Origin of the sequence: Streptomyces kunmingensis (assembly GCF_039533535.1) — a bacterium.
Lineage (GTDB): Bacteria > Actinomycetota > Actinomycetes > Streptomycetales > Streptomycetaceae > Streptomyces > Streptomyces kunmingensis.
The window spans coordinates 345504-364656 of sequence record NZ_BAAATS010000018.1 but is presented as its reverse complement, the minus strand read 5'-3'; the positions used below and the strand labels follow the sequence as shown (position 1 = coordinate 364656).

16 protein-coding genes are annotated in these 19153 nt (G+C 70.2%); 10 read left to right on the top strand and 6 right to left on the bottom strand.

What is annotated here, in order from left to right; translation table 11 throughout:
- Nucleotides 1-23 precede the first annotated feature (23 nt).
- Nucleotides 24-644 carry a DUF6542 domain-containing protein gene (locus ABD366_RS23255; protein WP_324771720.1) on the bottom strand — a complete coding sequence of 207 codons (621 nt, stop codon included), beginning with the start codon at nucleotides 642-644 and terminating at the stop codon, nucleotides 24-26.
- A gap of 225 nt (nucleotides 645-869) precedes the next feature.
- Here ABD366_RS23255 and ychF point away from each other — a divergent pair, with 225 nt between their 5' ends.
- The gene (gene ychF / locus ABD366_RS23250) at nucleotides 870-1958 is read left to right on the top strand and encodes a redox-regulated ATPase YchF (protein ID WP_324771719.1); all 1089 of its coding nucleotides are present in this window, start codon (nucleotides 870-872) and stop codon (nucleotides 1956-1958) included.
- A 98-nt stretch (nucleotides 1959-2056) separates the two neighbouring features.
- Here the strand turns inward: ychF and ABD366_RS23245 are convergent, their stop codons facing one another.
- Together ABD366_RS23245 and ABD366_RS23240 are read right to left on the bottom strand one after the other, a co-directional pair.
- Nucleotides 2057-3076, bottom strand: a complete 1020-nt coding sequence (locus tag ABD366_RS23245; protein ID WP_324771718.1) for an ABC transporter permease — start codon at nucleotides 3074-3076, stop codon at nucleotides 2057-2059.
- Nucleotides 3073-4098, bottom strand: a complete 1026-nt coding sequence (locus ABD366_RS23240; protein ID WP_324771717.1) for an ABC transporter ATP-binding protein — start codon at nucleotides 4096-4098, stop codon at nucleotides 3073-3075. The genes ABD366_RS23245 and ABD366_RS23240 overlap by 4 nt, the downstream gene beginning before the upstream one ends.
- 259 nt (nucleotides 4099-4357) lie before the next feature.
- Between ABD366_RS23240 and ABD366_RS23235 the strand changes: the two genes are divergently transcribed.
- Nucleotides 4358-5596 carry a sensor histidine kinase gene (locus tag ABD366_RS23235; RefSeq protein ID WP_324771874.1) on the top strand — a complete coding sequence of 413 codons (1239 nt, stop codon included), beginning with the start codon at nucleotides 4358-4360 and terminating at the stop codon, nucleotides 5594-5596.
- Nucleotides 5593-6249, top strand: coding sequence for a response regulator transcription factor (locus tag ABD366_RS23230; RefSeq protein ID WP_324771716.1), 657 nt, complete (start codon nucleotides 5593-5595; stop codon nucleotides 6247-6249). Before ABD366_RS23235 ends, ABD366_RS23230 begins: the two co-directional genes overlap by 4 nt.
- Nucleotides 6250-6279: 30 nt before the next feature.
- Here the strand turns inward: ABD366_RS23230 and ABD366_RS23225 are convergent, their stop codons facing one another.
- Both ABD366_RS23225 and ABD366_RS23220 read right to left on the bottom strand, forming a co-directional pair.
- A complete protein-coding gene (locus ABD366_RS23225) occupies nucleotides 6280-7083 on the bottom strand; it encodes a hypothetical protein (protein WP_324771715.1) in 804 nt (267 codons plus the stop codon).
- Nucleotides 7084-7183: 100 nt separating this feature from the next.
- On the bottom strand, nucleotides 7184-9859 hold the full coding sequence (locus ABD366_RS23220; RefSeq protein WP_344442375.1) for a glycosyl hydrolase family 65 domain-containing protein: 2676 nt from the start codon (nucleotides 9857-9859) through the stop codon (nucleotides 7184-7186).
- Between the two features lie 345 nt (nucleotides 9860-10204).
- Between ABD366_RS23220 and ABD366_RS23215 the strand changes: the two genes are divergently transcribed.
- From ABD366_RS23215 to ABD366_RS23185, 7 genes are all read left to right on the top strand, one after another.
- Nucleotides 10205-11338, top strand: a complete 1134-nt coding sequence (locus ABD366_RS23215; protein WP_324769809.1) for a pyridoxal-phosphate dependent enzyme — start codon at nucleotides 10205-10207, stop codon at nucleotides 11336-11338.
- Between the two features lie 192 nt (nucleotides 11339-11530).
- On the top strand, nucleotides 11531-12283 hold the full coding sequence (locus ABD366_RS23210; protein WP_324769808.1) for a GntR family transcriptional regulator: 753 nt from the start codon (nucleotides 11531-11533) through the stop codon (nucleotides 12281-12283).
- A 121-nt stretch (nucleotides 12284-12404) separates the two neighbouring features.
- A complete protein-coding gene (locus tag ABD366_RS23205) occupies nucleotides 12405-14114 on the top strand; it encodes a purine-cytosine permease family protein (RefSeq protein WP_324769806.1) in 1710 nt (569 codons plus the stop codon).
- 219 nt (nucleotides 14115-14333) lie between these two features.
- Entirely contained in the window at nucleotides 14334-14543 is a 210-nt protein-coding gene (locus ABD366_RS23200; RefSeq protein ID WP_324769804.1) for an SPOR domain-containing protein, read from the top strand.
- Nucleotides 14544-14564: 21 nt separating this feature from the next.
- Complete coding sequence (locus ABD366_RS23195; protein ID WP_324769803.1) at nucleotides 14565-14981, top strand: (deoxy)nucleoside triphosphate pyrophosphohydrolase; 417 nt, start codon at nucleotides 14565-14567, stop codon at nucleotides 14979-14981.
- 161 nt (nucleotides 14982-15142) lie between these two features.
- Nucleotides 15143-15568 (top strand): ATP-binding protein, encoded by a 426-nt coding sequence (locus ABD366_RS23190; protein ID WP_324769801.1) that lies wholly within the window; start codon nucleotides 15143-15145, stop codon nucleotides 15566-15568.
- Nucleotides 15569-15776: 208 nt separating this feature from the next.
- Nucleotides 15777-18407: a SpoIIE family protein phosphatase gene (locus ABD366_RS23185; RefSeq protein WP_324769799.1), complete on the top strand. Its 2631-nt coding sequence runs from the start codon at nucleotides 15777-15779 to the stop codon at nucleotides 18405-18407.
- A gap of 14 nt (nucleotides 18408-18421) precedes the next feature.
- Here ABD366_RS23185 and ABD366_RS23180 read toward each other — a convergent pair whose 3' ends face one another.
- A complete protein-coding gene (locus tag ABD366_RS23180) occupies nucleotides 18422-19132 on the bottom strand; it encodes a PspA/IM30 family protein (RefSeq protein WP_324769798.1) in 711 nt (236 codons plus the stop codon).
- Nucleotides 19133-19153 lie beyond the last annotated feature (21 nt).

The window sequence follows — 19153 nt, the reverse complement described above, 5'->3', positions numbered from 1 at the left end:
CTGCCGCATCTCTCGTAGCTGTCCTACGCGGTACGCCCGCGGGGCGCCGGGGCGGCGGACGACGACACAGACTGACCGGCCCGCCGCTGCGCCGCCCGGCGGGCCATCAGCCGCACCTTGCGCACGGTCACGACGAGGCCGGCGAGGAGCGTGCCGGCGTACAGCCAGCCCGCGTTCAGGGCGAGCATGGTGAAGACCCCCATCAGCTGCGCGCCGGGCCCGCCGGACCCACCCCCGATCGGCATCGCCCCGACGGCGAACGAGATGGGCACCGCGACCGGCGCCGTCACCAGGTCCGCCTTCCGCACCCACCCGGCCGTGAGACCGCTGACCAGCAGGAACAGCACGCCGTACACGGCCGCCGCCCCGTCGAACAGCAGCAGGTCCAGGAAGCCGGCCAGCAGCATCGCGACGGTGCAGAACAACCCGCTGCCGAGCCCCGTCAGCCGCGGGTTCGGGAACCGGAACCGGCGCAGTGCATGCACGATCGGCGGCAGCCGGCGGCCCTGGCGGGCGGCACCGTAGACAGCGGCGGACCCGGCGGCCGTGCCGGCCCGCGCGTCTCTGCCGCCCTGCGCCTGCGGCGGCAGCGGGGCCGTGCGGCGGGGGCGGGGTTGCGGGGAACGCGTCCTGGGTTGCTCCACCCGCCCAACATAGGTGGGCTTATGTGCGGAATAGGCCGTGGGACACGCGCTTTGACCGAGCTTGACTGTCGGGTCGCACATTCTGGCTCGTCCGTGGCCGGGAGTGGCTGGTCGGGTGTTCGATACGTCGCCGGGCGGGGTGAGGCCAGGCCGTAGACTGGTGGACTGCCCACCCCCATAACCATCCATGGCCATCAGCGCCCACCACGTACGGGAAGTCGCAACGTGTCGCTCACGATCGGAATCGTCGGTCTGCCGAATGTCGGCAAGTCGACCCTGTTCAACGCCCTGACCAAGAACGACGTGCTCGCGGCCAACTACCCGTTCGCCACGATCGAGCCGAACGTGGGCGTGGTCGGTGTCCCCGACACCCGCCTCACCAAGCTGGCCGAGATCTTCAGCTCGCAGAAGATCCTCCCGGCGACGGTCGACTTCGTCGACATCGCGGGCATCGTGCGGGGAGCCTCCGAGGGCGAGGGCCTGGGCAACAAGTTCCTGGCGAACATCCGTGAGTCCGACGCGATCTGCCAGGTCATCCGTGCCTTCAAGGACGAGAACGTCGTGCACGTCGACGGCAAGGTCTCGCCCAAGGACGACATCGAGACGATCAACACCGAGCTGATCCTCGCCGACCTCCAGACCATCGAGAAGGTCCTGCCGCGCCTCCAGAAGGAGTCGCGCATCAAGAAGGACGTCGGGCCGAAGGTGAAGGCGATCGAGGAGGCCCAGGCGATCCTGGAGAAGGGCGACACCCTCTTCTCCCAGGGCATCGTCCAGGGCTCCGGCAACGAGGAGCTCCTACACGACCTGCACCTCCTCACCACCAAGCCCTTCCTCTACGTCTTCAACGTGGACGAGGACGAGCTGGTCGACGAGACCTTCAAGACCGAGCAGCGCGCCCTGGTCGCCCCGGCCGAGGCGATCTTCCTCAACGCCAAGCTGGAGCAGGACCTCGCCGAGCTCGACGAGGCCGACGCCATGGAACTCCTGGAGTCGGTCGGCGCCGAGGAGCCCGGCCTCGCCACCCTCGCCCGCGTCGGCTTCAACACGCTCGGCCTCCAGACCTACCTGACGGCCGGCCCCAAGGAATCCCGCGCCTGGACCATCAAGAAGGGCGCCACGGCCCCCGAGGCGGCCGGCGTCATCCACACCGACTTCCAAAAGGGCTTCATCAAGGCGGAGGTCATCTCCTTCGACGACCTGGTCGAAACGGGCTCGGTCGCGGACGCCCGCTCGGCGGGCAAGGCCCGCATGGAGGGCAAGGAGTATGTGATGCAGGACGGGGACGTGGTGGAGTTCAGGTTCAACGTGTAGCGGCTGACACGCCACCACGCGCCTGACCTCGTAACCACGCAGGTCATCAGGGGCCCGACCACCAAAGGTCGGGCCCCTCGCCTTTTCGTGTCGGGCTGTCACAGCAGACGCTTGCGGCCCCAGAGCATGATGAAGGTGACGACGGCCGCCGTCAGCGCGAGCATGATGCCCGCTCCCAGCCACTGCATCGTGTGCATCTGGGAGAGCGGGAGGTAGTCCATGGACCGGCCGATGACGTGCTGGGACTCGAGGCAGGCGGTGTGCGCCCGGTCGTTGTCGATCGTGTCGAGGCAGGTGGTCCAGTCCAGGCGGGCTCCGGAGTCGGTGAGGAAGTAGGTGCCCTGGCCCTGCTGCACCGCTCCGGCGGGCAGCTCCGGCAGTGTCGCGTCGGGGCCGACGCCGTTGTCGGTGCTGACCGACTGGATGTTCCCGAGGCTCAGCCGGAACCGGTCCCAGACGACCTGGATCGCCACGACGATGCCGAGCGTGACCACCATCGACACCAGCGTGCGGCGCAGCAGCATGCCGGCCGCCGCGCCCACGGCGAACGTGAGCAGGGCGTAGGCGACGGGCATGACCCACGTGACGTCGAAGAACATGCCGCTGGTCCACTCCAGCGTCTCGCCGCGCCCCTTGATCGGGCTCCACCACCAGTCGAAGACGGCGGCGAGCACCGCGGTGGACAGGGCGATCAGCGCGGCGGGCATGGCCAGCTTCATGGTGAGCCAGCGCAGCCGGCTGACGGACTGCGAGGTCACCAGCTTGGCCGTGCCGGTCTCCAGGTCGCCCGCGACGAGCGGGGCGCCGAGCAGGACGCCCGTGAGGAGAGGGACGTAGCCGAGGTATCCGCCGAAGCTGGAGAGCCGGTCGATGTACCCCTCGAAGTCGGGCGGCAGGCTGCCGGACTTGTGCGGGGTCGAGTCCAGGTAGTCCGTCATCTGGCCGCGCAGGTAGACCATGACGAGCACGCACAGGGCGGTCAGGGCGATCAGGGTCCAGAACGCGGCGCGGTGCTGGCGCCAGACGAGCCAGGCCGGGCCGCCGAGGCGGGGACCCCGGGCGCCGCGCGGCTGCTCTTCGGGCGTCGTACGGGCCGGGTCGTAAGTGAGCGTCGTCATGCCGTCACAGCCTTCTGCCGGTCGCGGGTGAGGATGTCGTGGATGTCGCCGACCCGGGCACCGGGGGCGATCAGCGCGGGCGCGTCGGGCGAGCGCAGATAGGCGAGCAGCAGCTCCTCCAGGGTGGGCGGCTCGGCCGGGCCGCCGTACTGGATCGGCGCGCCGAGACGCACCAGGACGCCCGGCCGGCCCTCGCCGCGGTGGGCCTCGATGACCGTGTGCGGGGCGACGTCGGGGACCGGGCCGGGGGCGGAACCGCCATGGGGGAGGTCGAGCAGGGCGTGTGCGGCGCGCAGCTCGTTCACCTCGCCCGCGAGTCGCAGACCGCCGTTGGCGATGACGAGGAGGAAGTCGCAGATGTACTCCAGCTCGGCGAGCATGTGCGACGACACCAGGACCGTCGTGCCGTGCTGCGCGGCCTCCTCCCGCAGCGTGGTCATCAGCTCCCGGCGGACCAGCGGGTCCAGATCGGACATCGGCTCGTCCAGGATCAGCAGATCGGGCCGCTTGCCGAAAGCCAGCGCGAAGGCGACGCGGGTGCGCTGCCCGCCGGAGAGCGTGCCGATCTTCGCGTGCAGCGGCACCTGGCCCGCGTGGACGATCCCCTCGGCGACCGCCTGGTCCCAGCGGGGGTTGAGCTCCCGGCCGAGGCGCAGCGTCTCGGCCACGGTGAAGCGCCGGAACAGCGGCTTCTCCTGGGTGAGGAACGCCGTGTGCAGCACCGCCTCCATCGACCCGGGTGCGCTGCCGAATACGCGCAGGGCGCCGGTCGTCGGCCGGATCATATGGGTGGCCAGGCCCATCAGCGTGCTCTTGCCGGCGCCGTTCGGCCCGACCAGGCCGCACACCCGCCCGGCCGACAGCCGGAACGAGACGTCCCGCAGCGCCCAGCCCCGCCGGTACTTCTTGCCGAGACCCTGGGCCTCGATCGCCGATGCACCCGTGGCGTGCGCCGGGTGCGCGGGCCGCGCGAAGCCCGCTCCGCCACCGCCGTGGCCGTATCGGGTCTCTGCGTCGTCCATGTGTGGCTCCTGTACGTGTGGAGGGCGGGCCGTGTAGGGGAGAGCGGCCTCGCCGACGTGGGGGCCGGAGCCTCCGAAAGACCGCACTAAGGTGACGTGGACCGTGATCGGGACGAGGTTCTCGACCGATGCACGGTGAGCGCCGCCCGGTGGACACCACTCTGTCCGCGCCGCACCCCGCGGCGGATCGGGCGAAAGACAGATCATGCGCGGCCGGCTCCGACTTTCGGCCGGTCGGGCCGGAGGGACGGTGACAGAGATGCTGGAGGCGGCGAAAGCGGCGGCCACGGCCACAGCCAGGGCCACAGCCACGGCCACGGAGGGGAAGGGCCTGTCGCGGAACCTGCCCAGATCGGTGTGGCTGCTGCTGTTCGGGGGCCTGGCCGGCCTCGTCCTGCTCGACTCGGTGGGCGGTCTCTACTACATCGAGGCCTTCGGCCCCGGCAAGCTGATCGGCGCTCTGGTGGCCGTCGGGTTCGTCGCCGCTTCGCCCCGGCTCGACAGCCGGGCGCTGCCGATGGCCGCCTGCGTACTCGCGGGCGTCTCGCTGTGCGTGTCGTTCTGGATGCACCTGGAGATGCGGGCGAGCGGCCTTGCGATGGGATTCGCCGAACTGGCCGCGCTGACATGGCTCCTGCTGGTGGTCGCCCGGCGGGGCAAGCCGTCGTGGGCGGCGCTCGCCGTCCCTCTGCTGGGTATGGCGATCATCGTGCGGCCGGTGTCGACCTCGACGCGGCAGTCCACCATCATCATGGCGCTCCTCTGGGCCCTGGCAGCCGTCACCGCGCTCGGCATCGGCCTCGGGATGCGCCTGCTCCTGGCGGACCGGCGCCGGCAGGCCGCGGCCCTGCGCCTCGAGCAGCGGACGGAGTTCGCCCGCGACCTGCACGACTTCGTCGCCCACCACGTGACCGGCATCGTCGTCCAGGCGCAGGGAGCCCAGGCGATGGCGGGCCGCAAGCCCGAACTGGTACCGCCCGCGCTGCAACGGATCGAACAGGCCGGCTCGGAGGCGCTGACCTCCATGCGGCACATGGTGGGAATGCTGCGCGACGCCGACGGAGAAGTGACCCTGACACCGCTGGCGGGAATCGGCGAAGTACGCACGCTCGTCGAGGAGTTCGCGGCCGTCGGCGGCGCCCGGGCCCGGCTCGAACTGGAAGGGACCTTCGACGACCTGCCGGTGGAGGTGTCCACCACCGCGCACCGGGTCGTGATGGAAGCCCTCACCAACGTACGCAAACACGCCCAGGGTTGCTCCGAGGTGCGGGTGCGCGTGGAGCGCTCGGGGGACCGGCTCACCGTGCGGGTCAGTGACGACGGACGGCCGCGGCACGTCTCCCAGAGCGGCTTCGGGCTGAAGGGCCTGGCGGAGCGGGTGGGGCTGATCGGCGGAAGCGTCCAGGCGGGACCGGCGACGGGCGGCGGCTGGGGCGTCGAGGCGACGCTTCCCGTGGCCCCGGCGAAGGTGCTCACCGCGAAGGGGGCCGCCTCATGACCATCCGGGTACTGATCGCCGACGACCAGGCCATGGTCCGCGCCGGGTTCACGATGATCCTCGGCGCGGAGGACGACATCGACGTCGTCGCCGAGGCCGCGGACGGGGTGCAGGCCGTGGAACTCGCCGAACTCCACCGGCCCGACGTCGTGCTCATGGACATCCGCATGCCCCGTATGGACGGGCTCGAGGCGCTGCGCAGACTGACGCGGCCCGGCACCGTGAACCCGCCGAAGGTCGTCGTGGTGACGACCTTCGACGACGACGAGTACGTGCAGCGCGCCCTCGGCGAAGGCGCCTCCGGGTTCCTGATCAAGGACTCCGGGCCCGCCCTGCTGGTCGAGGCCATCAGGGCGGCCGCCTCCGGCGAGGCGCTGGTCAGCCCCGCCATCACCGTCCGGCTGCTGCGGCATCTGCACAGCACCGCGCCCACGAGCCGGGAGCCGCACACCGCGCTCTCCGCGCGGGAGGAGGACCTGGTGCGCCTTGTGGCCAGGGGGCTGACCAACGCCGAGATCGCCGGCGAACTCGTCATCTCGGTGGGCACGGTCAAGACCCATCTCGGCAACGTGCAGAGCAAGCTGTCCGCCCGCAACCGCGTGGAGATCGCCGCCTGGGCCTGGGAGTCCGGACTCGTCGACGGGCGGGGCTGAGGTCTGCTCGTCGGCTGGGGGCGGACGGGGTCAGCCCAGCTTGGCGGCCTGGGCATCGATGACCGCCGTCGGCTGCTCGTACTTCTCGCCCCGGGTGACCGACGCGATGTTGAAGGACGAGAACCCGGCGAGCGTGTTGCCCTCCCGGAACACGACGACCTTGGTGTCGGCCTCGGTGCCGTCCTGCTTGGTCCCCACCGTCCAGGCGACCGCGTCCTGACCGGCCGAGATCTTCTCCTCGCTGACCTTCGTGACCTGCTGCTTCTCCCCGTCGGTCGTCACGGTGAAGCCGCCCGCGCACTTCTTCGCGGACTCGCGCAGAGCCGTCAGGGACTGCTCGGCGCCCTCGGCGTCGTAGGACCAGAGGGACACGAGGGTCTTGGTGATGTCGAGGGAGTCGATCGTCGCCTCCTCGACCTCCTTCTCCGTCATCTCCCCCATCTCCTCCACCGAGGGCATGCCCTTCTTGGCCGCCGCGGACTCCTCGACGACGAGCCGCTGGACCGTCGCCGCCGGCTTGCCCGTCGCCAGGGCCGACAACGCCTGCGCCACGGGCTCGCACTCGGACTTGTCGACGCTGAACGCACCCGGCTCCTGGACGTCGTCCTTGCCCGGCTTCTTGATCTCCTGGCCCTTGACGTCGCCCTGGGCGATCATGCGCTTCTCCAGCTCGGCCGCGGTGAGCGTCTTCGCCGCGGGCTTGTCGGACTTCGCGGCGCCACCCGCCTTCTTGTCCTCGCCGTCCTGGTCACCGCCGCCGCACGCGGTGACCAGAAGAGCGAGGGAGACCGCGGAGACGGTCAGGGCGGAACGACGGACGGCGGTGGCTCGCACGGTGCTACTTCTCCTCAAGATCAACGCCCGGCGACCGAGGGAGGGGGCCGGGTATGTGATCAAGACCGTTGTGGGGGGCCGAAGGTTGTACGCCGCGTTGTCATCGGACCGTCAGTTCTCCGATCGGCTCCGCCGCCTTCCCGGTCTCCGTCACCCGTACGAAGCGCCCCGGCCCGCCCGCCGCCAACGGCCGCCAGTCGTACCCGTCCGTCGAGGTGCGGACCCGGTACGACCGCGCACCCGACACCGTCACCCGGGACAACGGCAGCTCCGCGCCCAGGTCCACCGTCAGCGCTGCTCCGGGACGCGCCGGCAGCCATGTCGTCGCCGGGTTGCCGTCGACCGCCGCGCCCGCGTACTGGCCCGGATCCTCGGACGTCGCCGTCGCCGGGCGGCAGCGCGCCAGATCGGACGTCGGGGTGAGGTCCGGGCGCCGGGTCCGCAGCGTGACACCTGCCTCCGTCACCGTCCCGCGGCCCTGGGGCGTGTCCACTGTGAACGGAGCACCCGACGTGAGCCGCACCGTCGTCCGCTCCGCGCCGATCGCCACGTCGTAGGTGCGGCCGCGCCACCGAAGTCCCCTGACCTTGACGCCCGTCGAGAGCTGCGGCGGCAGCATCGGATCCAGGTGCACCGCGTCGTCGTCCCTGAGCCGGAGACCCGTCAGGCCGTGCGTGAAGACCTGGAGAAAGCCGCCCTTGCCGGTCAGGAAGTCCTGCGCCGGTGACCCCGCCAGCGCGTCCCCGGCACCCGCCTTCGTACCGCGCGCCTCCGAGAACGTACCGAACGGGCCGCGGAAGAACGGCCGCGACGCCCTCTCCAGGAACGTGTACGCCGCACAGCCCGGCTCGCCGATCGCCGCCGCCGCGACCGCGTGCACCGAGTCCGTCATCGCCGGGCCGTCCCGGTCCGTGTGCGCCGCGTAGTGGTCGAGCGTCGCGGCAGCCGCGCCCCGCGGCATCGGGCGCCAGTCCAGGGGGTACAGCAGCAGGACGGCGTCCGCCTGCTTGATGTCGCCGGCCTTGCCGTCGAGGTCGTAGCCCTCGTACTGGAGGAAGACCTTGCGGCGTGCGTCGTACGGGATGCGGAGGCCGTCGGCGATGCGGGGCCAGGCCGGGTCCGGGTGTTCGCCGAGGAGGCGGGCCGCATTGGACGCCGCGCGTAGTGACATCGCTGCCACCGCGTTCGTGTAGACGCCGTCGTCCACGCCGTTGCTGTATTCGTCCGGGCCCGCGATGTCTTTGATCGAATAGCTGGTTCGTCCGTGAGGATCCGTGGAATGCTTGGTTTCGCTGGTGTTCCGCGTGACTCTTGAAGTCCAGTACTTGGCCAGGCCCTTGAGCAGCGGCCAGCCCCTTTCCCGTAGCCATGTGCGGTCGCCCGTCGCCTGGTAGTACTGCCAGGCCGCCAGCGCGATATCACCCTGTAGGTGGTTCTGGGTCACGCAGTGCGGTGGGTTCCAGCTTTGGCATTCGCTCCAGAGTCTGCCCGAACTCGCGCTGGTCCATGGGTACATGAGGCCGCCCACGGACGTTTTGCGGGCGTTTTCCGCTGCCGCCGCGCGGGTGCGGTAGCGGTATTCCAGGATGGGTTCCGCCAGGTGCGGGCGGGTGGCCAGGAGCGCCGGGAACATCCATGTCTCCGCGTCCCAGAACACCATGCCCGCGTAGTTGTCGCTGCTCAGGCCCGTCGGCGCGATGCTGTTCGCCGTGCCGCGGCGGAGGGAGGCCAGCAGGCCGTACTGCGCCGCGCGTACCTGTTTCTGGAGGGTTGCGTTTCCCGGGAGTTCGATGTCCGATGCCCAGAGCTTTTGCCAGGCATTGGTGTGTTCGGAATTCAGGGTGGGCCAGCCTGCTGCCGCGGCGCGTTGGGATGCCGTGGTCGCGTCCGCTTGGGGAGCCTTTGAGGTCAGGGTCGTGTCTACGCCTACGTATTTGGTTACTTCGTAGGTGGTGTTTCGCGTGGCGTTGAAGTCCGCCGTTTGGTGTGTTGACAGTTGCGTCGTGCGGGCTGCCGGGTGGGTTCGGCCCGGGGCGATGAGGGTGGATGCCACTGTGCCGGTTGTATTCGGGCCGGTCGTGGTGAAGTTTGTTCTCGTTGTCTTTTTGCCTGCCGGGCCCGAACCCGTCGGGGTGAGGCGGCGGGCGCCTCTCGCGTCGATGCGGTCGGTGATTCTGACCTTGCCGGTCCAGTGCGGGGTCACCCGTAGGCGGACCGCTCCTACGTGTGGGCGTGCCCTGTCCGTGAGTACCTCGTACGTCAGGTCTGTGCTGCCGCCGTTCCTGTGCAGCCAGGTGAGTGAGGTGGTGATGGTGCCGCAGCGTAGGTCGAGGCTCTGGTTGTAGTTCTTGATGCGGCTGGTCGGGCCGTACGTTTCGCCGTTCGCCGTCACGTCCAGGGTCGTCCAGGTGGGGAGGGCGGCCAGGGCCTCGCGGTGGGCGGTGTGGGCGGGGCCGCGGGCGTAGAGGCCGGAGACGAAGGCGCCGTCGTACGGGGGTGTGTACAGCGGCCAGCCCGTTTTGGCGTCCGGGGCGCCGGGGGTGGCGTAGCCGGTGCCGGGCGGGGGGACGCGGACTCCCAGGTAGCCGTTGGCCGTGTAGGCGTGGAACGGGTCCTTGGGCGGGGCGGGGGTGTGGGTCGAGAGGGTCCAGGCGGGGGCGTTGCAGGGTGGGGTGGTGGGGCGGGATGTGGCCGAGGCGGGTGGGGGAGTCAGTAGGGGGGTGAGCAGGGCGGAGGTGAGGGTGAGGGTGGTGAGGAGGTGGGGGGCCGGGGTCATGCGTTGAGGGTGCTGCGTGGGAGGTGCGGTGTGTCGCATGCGCGCCGGGGGGGCGAGTGGGTATGCCCTGAAGGGAGGGTGGCCGTCCGGTTTTCGTTGGCGGCTTTCCGTTGAGTCCTACAGGTGTGTGGGTGGGTGCGGGGCCGGTCGGGGTATGTCCGTGCTCGCCATCTTGTAGGCGTCCATCGTTGCGTCGGGTGCCGTCGCTTTGCGCAGGGGTGCTGCGCGCGGACATACCCCGACCGGCCCCTCCCGTCGTCTCGTACCTGACTGAACGGTGGTGGCGCCTTGGAAACGCCGCTCTCGCGGCGGGGCGGGCGTCCTCTGTGTGTCTAGGGTGCCCTCATGAGCGTCCTTCCCGACTGTTACTGCCCCGTCGACGGGACCCGCGTTCCCTCCGGGGCGCTCGACTGGTGTTGTCCCGCCTGCCGGGGGCCGCTCGATCTCGATTACTCGCCCACTCCCGCGCCGCTCAAGTCCCTTGCCGGGCGCGTCAATTCGTTGTGGCGATACGCGGAATGCCTGCCGCTGGGCGAGGCGGAGTGCACTTTGGGGGAAGGGCGTACTCCGGTGGTGCGGCTGACCGAGAAGGTGTCGGCCAAGCTGGATTTCCTGATGCCCACCTTGTCTTTCAAGGATCGTGGGGCCGTCATGCTTGCCGCTCTTGCCGGACGGCTGCGGCCCGAGCGGGTTGTCGCCGACAGCAGTGGGAATGCCGGGGCCGCCGTTGCGGCCTACTGCGCTCGCGCTCAGTTGCCGTGCACTGTTTTTGTTCCTGAGGGGACGTCGGCGAAGAAGCTCGAGCAGATCGGGGCGCATGGTGCCCGGCTGGAAGTCGTCGCCGGGGATCGTGAGGCCGCGGCGGTGGCGGCTCGGGCGGTGGCGGACGAGAGTGGCGTTTTTTATGCCAGTCACGTTCACAATCCGTATTTCTTGCATGGCACCAAGACCTATGTGCATGAGCTTTGGGAGGATCTCGGGGGGCGGCTTCCCGATGTTCTGGTCGTGCCTGTCGGCAACGGCACGCTTCTTCTCGGTGCCGCTCTTGCCGTCGCCGAACTGCACACCGCGGGGCTGATCGACCGGCGGCCCGCGCTGCATGCTGTACAGGCCGCCGCGGTTGCGCCGCTGGCCGCCGCCTGGCAGGCCGGAGCGGATGATCTGGGCGATGACGTGGTTGCTGTGGTTCCTACGTTCGCCGAGGGCATCGCCATTCCCCGGCCTCCTCGGGCCCGGCAGATCCTCCGGGCCGTACGGGAATCGGGTGGGGCCTTCCATACGGTGAGCGAGGATCAGATCCGGCACGCTCAACTCGATCTGGCGTCGCGGGGGTTGTACGTCGAGTCGACCGGCGTCGCCTGCTGGGCGGCGACGCGTGAGGGCGGGTCCGTCGCCGCGGTCCTCAACGGGCGGGCCGCGGTCGTCCCGCTGTGCGGTGCAGGTGCGAAGACGGGACTGGCGGTCTCACGCTCTGTGTGACCTCGTGCGCGTACTCGATCTACCTCTCGATGTGTGAAGAGTGCACTACCTGGAGAAAGTTGCTGCGTGAAGGCCTCGTGCATGGACTGTCATCACTTCGAGTGATTCCGTGGCCTTTGCTTGCACCGCTCAACCCACGGTTGCCACGCTGTCGCTATCTGTCAATCGATGGGGATCCGAGGGGAAGTACAAGTGACATTCGGGGAGCAGCCGGCGTACCTGCGCGTTGCGGGAGACCTGCGCAGGAAGATCGTCAATGGCTCGCTGCCGCCGCTCACACGTCTCCCCTCACAGGCCAGGATCCGTGAGGAGTACGGGGTTTCGGACACGGTCGCCCTGGAGGCGCGCAAGGTCCTCATGGCCGAGGGGCTCGTCGAGGGCCGGTCCGGGTCGGGGACGTATGTGCGCGAGCGACCCGTGCCGCGCCGTGTGGCCCGCTCCGGATATCAGGCGGGCGGGGGCTCCACTCCGTTCCGCCAGGAGCAGTCCGATCCCGCCGCCCGTGGCACCTGGGAGTCGCGCAGCGAGCAGGCCGACGCGGACGGCGACGTCGCCGAGCGGCTCGGTGTCCGCGTCGGCGACCGCGTGATGTGTACGAGATACGTGTACCGGGACGCGGGCGAGACGGTGATGCTGGCGACATCGTGGGAGCCGCTGGCCGTCACGGGCCGCACTCCGGTGATGCTCCCCGAAGAGGGACCGCTGGGCGGCTGCGGCGTCGTCGAGCGCATGGCGGCGATCGACGTGATCGTGGACAACGTGACGGAGGAGGTCGCCGCCCGCCCCGGCCTCGCCGAGGAGTTGAGCGCGCTCGGGGGCGTCCCTGGCCATGTCGTCCTCGTCATCCACCGGACCTTCTTCGCCTCGGGCAGGCCCGTGGAGACGGCCGATGTCGTGGTTCCCGCCGATCGTTACCGCATCGCGTACCACTTGCCGGTGAAGTGAGTTCTTCGTAACCCTCAGGCAATCCCGCGCTGCAACGACTTGTCATGTACGGCTCCTACCTTCCGTCTGCGTACCGGCCGCACCGGTATTCCGCTGACGGATGGACGAACGGACGCCGACGATGACCGACACCGCCCTGCCCACCGCCGAACCGGCGGCCCCCGAGCCTCCCGACGGGAGTGCGCCCCAGCGCAGTTACGCCAGGCTGGCGGCCGACGAGTCCCGTGAGGACTTCTCGCTGCGCTACGCCCCGCACTCCTACCGGCGCTGGTCGCCGACGATGGTCGCGTCCACCGCGCTCGGCGGCATCGCCTACCTCGCCGACTTCGCGATCGGGGCGTCGATCGTGTTCACGTACGGGTTCACCAGCGGTCTCGCCTCGATCCTGTGCGCGGCGACGATCATCTTCCTGACCGGCATCCCGATCGCCCGGGCCTGTGCCAAGTACGGCCTGGACATGGACCTCATCACGCGCGGCGCGGGCTTCGGCTACTTCGGTTCGACGCTCACCTCGCTGATCTACGCCTCGTTCACGTTCATCTTCTTCGCGCTCGAAGGCTCGATCATGGCGCAGGCCATGCACGAGGTCGTCGGACTGCCGCTGCCCGTCGGGTACTTGCTGACGACGCTCATCGTCATCCCGATCGTGTTCCGCGGCATGGGCGCGCTCGCCAAGGTGCAGGCGTGGACGCAGCCGGTCTGGCTGATCGGCCTCGTCCTGCCGTTCCTGATCCTGCTGTTCCACTCGCCGGGCTCCTTCGGCGACTTCACGCACTTCGGCGGCGTCGAGGGCGCGGGCAGCGGCTTCGACTGGCTCGGCTTCGGGCTCGGTACCGGCGTGGCGCTCTCCCTCATCGCGCAGATCGGCGAGCAGGCGGACTATTTGCGCTTCATGCCGGCGAAGACGGAGGCGAACAGAAAGCGGTGGAATCTGGCCGTTCTCGCCGCGGGGCCCGGCTGGGTGGTCATCGGCGCCGCCAAGCAGCTCGGCGGCGCGCTCCTCGCCTTCGTGGCGCTGGAGGCGGTCGGCACGACGCACGCGCTCGAACCCATCGCCCCGCAGGTGGAGGCGCTCAAGCCGTGGCTCGGCTCGGTGGCGCTGCCGGTCGCGGCGCTGTTCGTCGTCGTGTCACAGATCAAGATCAACGTCACGAACGCATACAGCGGCTCGCTGTCCTGGTCGAACTTCTTCTCCCGCGTGACCCACCGCCACCCGGGACGGGTCTGGTACATCTTCCTCAACCTCGCCATCGCGCTGACGCTGATGGAGATGAACATGTTCGCCGCGCTCAACAAGCTGCTCGGCTTCTACTCGAACGTGGGCATCGCCTGGATCGCGGCCGTCGCCGCCGACCTCGTCATCAACAAGCGGGTCGGCTGGAGCCCCAAGTACATCGAGTTCAAACGCGCCTATCTGTATGCCGTGAACCCGGCCGGGTTCGGCGCGATGGTGATCGCGTCGGTCGTCTCCATCCTCGCCTTCTTCGGGCTCTTCGGGGCGTACGCGGAAGCGTTCTCGACCTTCATCGCCGCAGGCCTCGCAGTGACCCTGTGCCCCCTCATCGCCTGGGCGACGAAGGGGAAGTACTACCTGGCCCGCCCGAACCCGGTGAACGGTCCGGACGCCGACGTACCGGACGTCACCGCGACGCACACGTGCGGCGTCTGCGAGACCGCGTACGAACTCCCGGACATCGCCGACTGCCCCGTCCAGGCCGGGCCGATCTGCTCGCTGTGCTGCTCACTGGACGCGACGTGTGGCGACGTCTGCACGAAAGCGCCCGCCGGTGAGGCCGTTCTGATGCCGATTCCCATGGTGCGCGTGAGCTGACACGGCACTTCTGGGAAACGAGAGGCGCATCTATGCGGGTGCGCCTCTTCGCCGTGGTCGCAAGAGGACGGCGCGGTGGCTTGTTGCGTATCTCTTTGTGCTAATCCGTATCCGCTCCGTAAAGGTCAGGCGTAGGCTCGGGCATATGCGGAATGAGGTTTCCTCGGAATTCTTAGGGGGCGGGGCATGCGAGCCGGTGTCGGGGAGTGGAGGGGCGCGATGACTGACAGCACGACCACGCTTCCGTGGCTTGTCATCCGCGAGGACGACAACGGCAACCGCTACCGCGTCGGCAGGTACGCCACGAGGGCCGAGGCTCAGCGCACCGCCGACAGCTTCGACAGCCGCGGCCACAAGCAGCTCTACTGGGTCGAGCGCCTCGTCCCGTATCCGGGACCGGGACCGGAGCAGAACGGATCGGTGCGCTGACGGGGCCGTAGGCTCCGGCACATGCCCACTGCATCTTCTCCGTCCGACCCCGTCGTGGTGGTCGCCGCCGCCCTGTACGACGACGGGGGCCGCCTCCTCGCCGCGCGACGGAGTGCGCCCCCCGACCTCGCGGGCCGCTGGGAGTTGCCCGGCGGAAAAGTGGAGCCGGGCGAGAGCCCCGAGCACGCCCTGGCGCGCGAACTGCGCGAAGAGCTGGGCATCGCGGCCGTCCCCGTCGACCGCGTGCCGGGCGAGTGGCCCCTGAAGCCCGGCTACGTCCTGCAAGTGTGGCGCTCCCGCGTCCTCTCCGGCACTCCGCGCCCGCTCCAGGACCACGACGAGCTGCGCTGGCTCACGCCGGACGAGATCTGGTCGGTCGACTGGCTGGATCAGGACGTCCCCGCGGTGAAAGAAGTGCTCGGGCGGGAGACCTCCTGAGCCCGGCCCGGCGCGCGGGCGTTCGGCCGCGCGCCGGCGGCGACTCGCGTACGCCGTCCGTACCACCACACACCCCCTGACGCGATAGCACCACGCTCCGCCCGGGTATATGCCGATTAACCCTCAAAAACCGGACAGAGCTACCTCCTCGGGTCAGGGAAGTGATCGGCGTGCTCCACACCGAAGGCGACTACGCCGAGTGGGCCTTCCCAGCCGACCCGACCGCGGTCCGCAGGGCCCGCGCGGCGGTCCGGACGCAGCTCGCCGAATGGGACCTCGACGAAGTCGGCGACATCACGACACTGCTGGTCAGTGAGCTGGTCACCAATTCCCTGCGGCACGCCTCGGGCCCGATCGGGGTACGCCTCTGCCGCCCGGCCGACCCCTGCGGCGCCCCCGGCACCCTCCTCGTCGAGGTCTCCGACCCGCTCCCCGATCCGCCCCGCGCCCGCGCCGCCACCGCCGACGACGAGGGCGGCCGGGGCCTCCAACTGGTGGCCGGCGCGTCCCGGCGCTGGGGCACCAGGCTGGGGGACCCCCGGTCGGGTGGCAAAACGGTGTGGTTCGAGCTGGCCCTGCCCGGTTAGACGAAGATCAGAACAGTGGGTGCGGGTCGCTGTGTGTGGGCGTACCTCCACCCTGGGTACGGAAACAATCGGCCCCGACGGGCCAAAAAGCGTCGGGAGCGTGGTGTGATCGTGAACACCGTGTTGTGCGGCTCCGTAGTGCTGGATACTGCGGGCAGCCGCCCCGGTGACCGGTGCCGGACGTGGTGAGCTGGAGGGGACGGTTCGCGTGAGCGAGATACCAGCGAAGGCCAACATGTCCGAGGGTCTCTCGGGCACGGCGTCGGCGCGGGATGCGGACCGCACGCCGCAGGGCGGTATCGGTACGAATGCGCCCGACGGCTGGCAGTCGAACCCGCCCGGTTCGATCTACGACTACATCAAGGTCGCCTCCTTCTCCATCGGGCCCGACGGGCTGATCGACCAGTGGAGCCTGCGCGCCGCGCAGATCTTCGGCGTCGCGGCCGAGTCCGCCGTGGGCAGGGACCCGATCGAGGCGTTCGTCCCCGCGGATCTCCGCGAGCGCGGGCACCGCAAGATGGCGGAGATCCTGGACGGCCGCGAGTGGACGGGCAGCGTCCCCTTCCGGATGCCGCCCGCGGAGGGCGCGCAGGCGTCGTCCGACCGGCCCACCGGCCGCGCCGAGGTCTATGTCATGCCGACCACCACCGAGTCCGGCGAGCGCGCCGCCGTCTGCATCGTCGTGGACGTACGGACCCTGCGGCGCATCGAGACGGACCTCGCCGCCTCGCAGGCGATTTTCGGTCAATCTCCCTTCGGCTTCCTGCTGTTCGACACGGACCTCAGGGTGCGGCGGACCAACCGCACGTTCACCTCGGTCTTCGGCGGCAAGACCGACGACCACCGCGGCCGCACCGTCCACGACTACCTGCCGCGGCACGAGGCCGACCGGGTGCAGGGCGCGCTGCGCCGGGTCCTGGAGACCGGCGACGCCGTCACCGACATGCAGCTGGTGGGGACCGTCCCGAACTCCTCCGAGCGCCGCCACTGGTCCATCAACCTGTACCGCGTGCACAGCGGTTCCGGCCGGCCCATCGGTATCGCCGGGCTCTCCACCGACGTCACCCGGCGCCACGCCGCCGCCCGCGAGGCCGCGCACGCCCGCCGCAACCTGGCGCTCCTGAACGAGGCGGGCGCCCGTATCGGCAACTCGCTCGACCTGGAGGCGACCTCCCGTGAACTCCTCGACGTCGTCGTCCCCGGCTTCTGCGACCTGGCCTCCGTCGACCTGTACCAGGGACTGCTCGCGGGCGACGAGGCGGCGCTCGGCAGCCACAGTCTCGCCGACGGCAGCGCCGAGCTGCGCCGGGTCGCCGCCGCCAGCGCCGTCGCGGACGTCCCCTTCCTCGACCTGGGCGGCGAGGCCCCCGTCAGCGTCGGAGCGAAGCACCGCTTCCCGTTCAACTCGGCCTGCGCGGACGCCCTGCGCACCGCGCGCCCCCAGCTGCTGCCCGCCGAGCCGGGCGGCCTCGTACAGTCCACGCTCGCGGTGCCCATGGTCGCCCACGACACGGTCGTCGGGCTCGTGCAGTTCTCCCGTACGAAGGGCAGCGAGCCGTTCAACGACCGGGACCGCTCGCTCGCGATCGATCTGGCGGCACGCGCCGCGGTCTCCATCGACAACGCGCGCCTGTACCGCCGCGAGCACGAGCGCGCCCTGATTCTGCAGCGCTCGCTGCTGCCGCCCGACAACCCCGAGGCGTCCGGCCTCGACATCGCGTGTCGCTACCTGCCGGGGAACGCGGCGACGGAGGTCGGCGGCGACTGGTTCGACGTCATCGAGCTGCCGGGCCATCGCACCGCGCTCGTCATCGGCGACGTCATGGGGCGCGGACTTCGCGCCGCCGTCGCCATGGGAGAACTGCGCACCGCCGTGCGGACGTTGGCCCTGCTCGACCTCGAACCCGCCGAAGTGCTCAGCGCGCTCGACGAGATCGCGCGCGGCCTCGGCACACCCGGCGGCGTCCAGCAGGCGACCCGCTCGGCCCGCAGCAAGCCCTCCGACGCCGACCTGTCCGAGGTCTACCTCGCGACCTGCGTCTACGCGGTCTACGACGCGGTCACGCGCCGCTGCACCTTCGCCAACGCCGGGCACCTGCCGCCCGTGCTCGTCGCGCCCGGCGACGGAGCCCTCATGCTCGACGTGCCGCCCGGGATGCCGCTCGGCGTGGGCGGCGAGCCGTTCGAGGAGGTGGAGGTCGAGCTGCCGGAGGGTTCGCTCCTCGCGCTCTACACGGACGGCCTCGTCGAGTCCCGCGACCACCCGCTGGACGAGGGACTCTCCGCGTTCCGCGCCGTGCTCGACGACCCGGCCCCGGCCCTGGAGGACGTCTGCGACCACGTCCTCACCACGCTCGACACGCACCACGGCGAGGACGACATCGCCCTGCTCATGGCCCGCGTCGAGGGCCTGCCGAGCGAGAACGTCGGGGACTGGACGCTGCCGCGCGAACCGAAGTCCGTGGGCCGGGCCCGCGAGCTCGCCCGCGAGCAGCTGACCTCCTGGGACCTCGAACCCCTCGCCGACACCACCGAACTGCTCGTCAGCGAGCTGGTCACCAACGCCCTGCGCTACGGCGAGGGGGACATCAGGCTCCGGCTGCTGCTCGACCGCACGCTGGTGTGCGAGGTGTGGGACGCGGGGCTCGTGCAGCCGCGCCGCCGCCGCGCCCGTGACACCGACGAGGGCGGCCGCGGCCTCCAGCTCGTCGGCCTGCTCAGCGCCGCCTGGGGCTCGCGCCGCACCCCGCGCGGCAAGACGGTCTGGTTCGAACTCGCGCTGCCCGACGGCGGCACGGGCCTGGTGGATCCGACGGAGGCGCTGCTCAGCCTCTTCTGACCGAGCCGAGGATGCTACGCGCCCTTGAGCGCGGCGAGCCGTGCCTCGATCTCGGCGTCGTCGCCCAGCGCGTCCAGCTGCTCGAACTGCGCGTCCAGCGAGGAATCGGCCAGCTCCTGCTTGCCGAGCGCCCTGGCCTCCTCGCGGCGCACCTTCTCCTCGAAGCGGCTCAGCTCGCTCGTGGGGTCGAGGACGTCGATGTTCTTCGCGGCGTCCATCATCTGGTTCTGCGCCTGCGCGGTCTTCGCGCGCGCCACCAACTGGTCGCGCTTGGACCGGAGTTCCGCCAGCTTCGTCTTCATCTGGGCGAGACCGGACTTCAGCTTGTCGACCACCTCGGTCTGCGAGGCGATCGTCGGCTCGGCGTCCCTGGCCTCCTTCTCGGACTGCAACTGCCGCCCGAGAGCGACCTTCGCGAGGCCGTCGAACTTGTCGGCCTCCGCCGTCGTCCCGCCGGCCCGCAGCTCGTCCGCCTTCTTGCTGGCGGCGAGCGCCTTCGTGCCCCATTCGGCGGCCGCGTCCACGTCCTCCTTGTGGTCCTGCTCCATCAGCCGCAGATTGCCGATGGTCGTCGACACGGCGTCCTCGGCCTCCCTGATGTTGTTCGTGTAGTCGCGGATGAGCTGGTCGAGCATCTTCTGGGGGTCCTCGGCGCTGTCGAGCAGGGCGTTGATGTTCGCCTTCGCGAGGGTGGCGACCCGGCTGAAAATGGTCTGCTTCGTCATGGTCACGCTCTCCAGAACGTA

What these genes read in the sequence shown, in the direction of transcription:
- ABD366_RS23245 (WP_324771718.1), bottom strand. Translation starts at nt 3,076, where the DNA reads ATGACGACGCTCACTTACGACCCGGCCCGTACGACGCCCGAAGAGCAG.
- ABD366_RS23240 (WP_324771717.1), bottom strand. Translation starts at nt 4,098, where the DNA reads ATGGACGACGCAGAGACCCGATACGGCCACGGCGGTGGCGGAGCGGGC.
- ABD366_RS23235 (WP_324771874.1), top strand. Translation starts at nt 4,358, where the DNA reads ATGCTGGAGGCGGCGAAAGCGGCGGCCACGGCCACAGCCAGGGCCACA.
- ABD366_RS23230 (WP_324771716.1), top strand. Translation starts at nt 5,593, where the DNA reads ATGACCATCCGGGTACTGATCGCCGACGACCAGGCCATGGTCCGCGCC.
- ABD366_RS23220 (WP_344442375.1), bottom strand. Translation starts at nt 9,859, where the DNA reads ATGACCCCGGCCCCCCACCTCCTCACCACCCTCACCCTCACCTCCGCC.
- ABD366_RS23215 (WP_324769809.1), top strand. Translation starts at nt 10,205, where the DNA reads ATGAGCGTCCTTCCCGACTGTTACTGCCCCGTCGACGGGACCCGCGTT.
- ABD366_RS23205 (WP_324769806.1), top strand. Translation starts at nt 12,405, where the DNA reads ATGACCGACACCGCCCTGCCCACCGCCGAACCGGCGGCCCCCGAGCCT.
- ABD366_RS23200 (WP_324769804.1), top strand. Translation starts at nt 14,334, where the DNA reads ATGACTGACAGCACGACCACGCTTCCGTGGCTTGTCATCCGCGAGGAC.
- ABD366_RS23195 (WP_324769803.1), top strand. Translation starts at nt 14,565, where the DNA reads ATGCCCACTGCATCTTCTCCGTCCGACCCCGTCGTGGTGGTCGCCGCC.
- ABD366_RS23180 (WP_324769798.1), bottom strand. Translation starts at nt 19,132, where the DNA reads ATGACGAAGCAGACCATTTTCAGCCGGGTCGCCACCCTCGCGAAGGCG.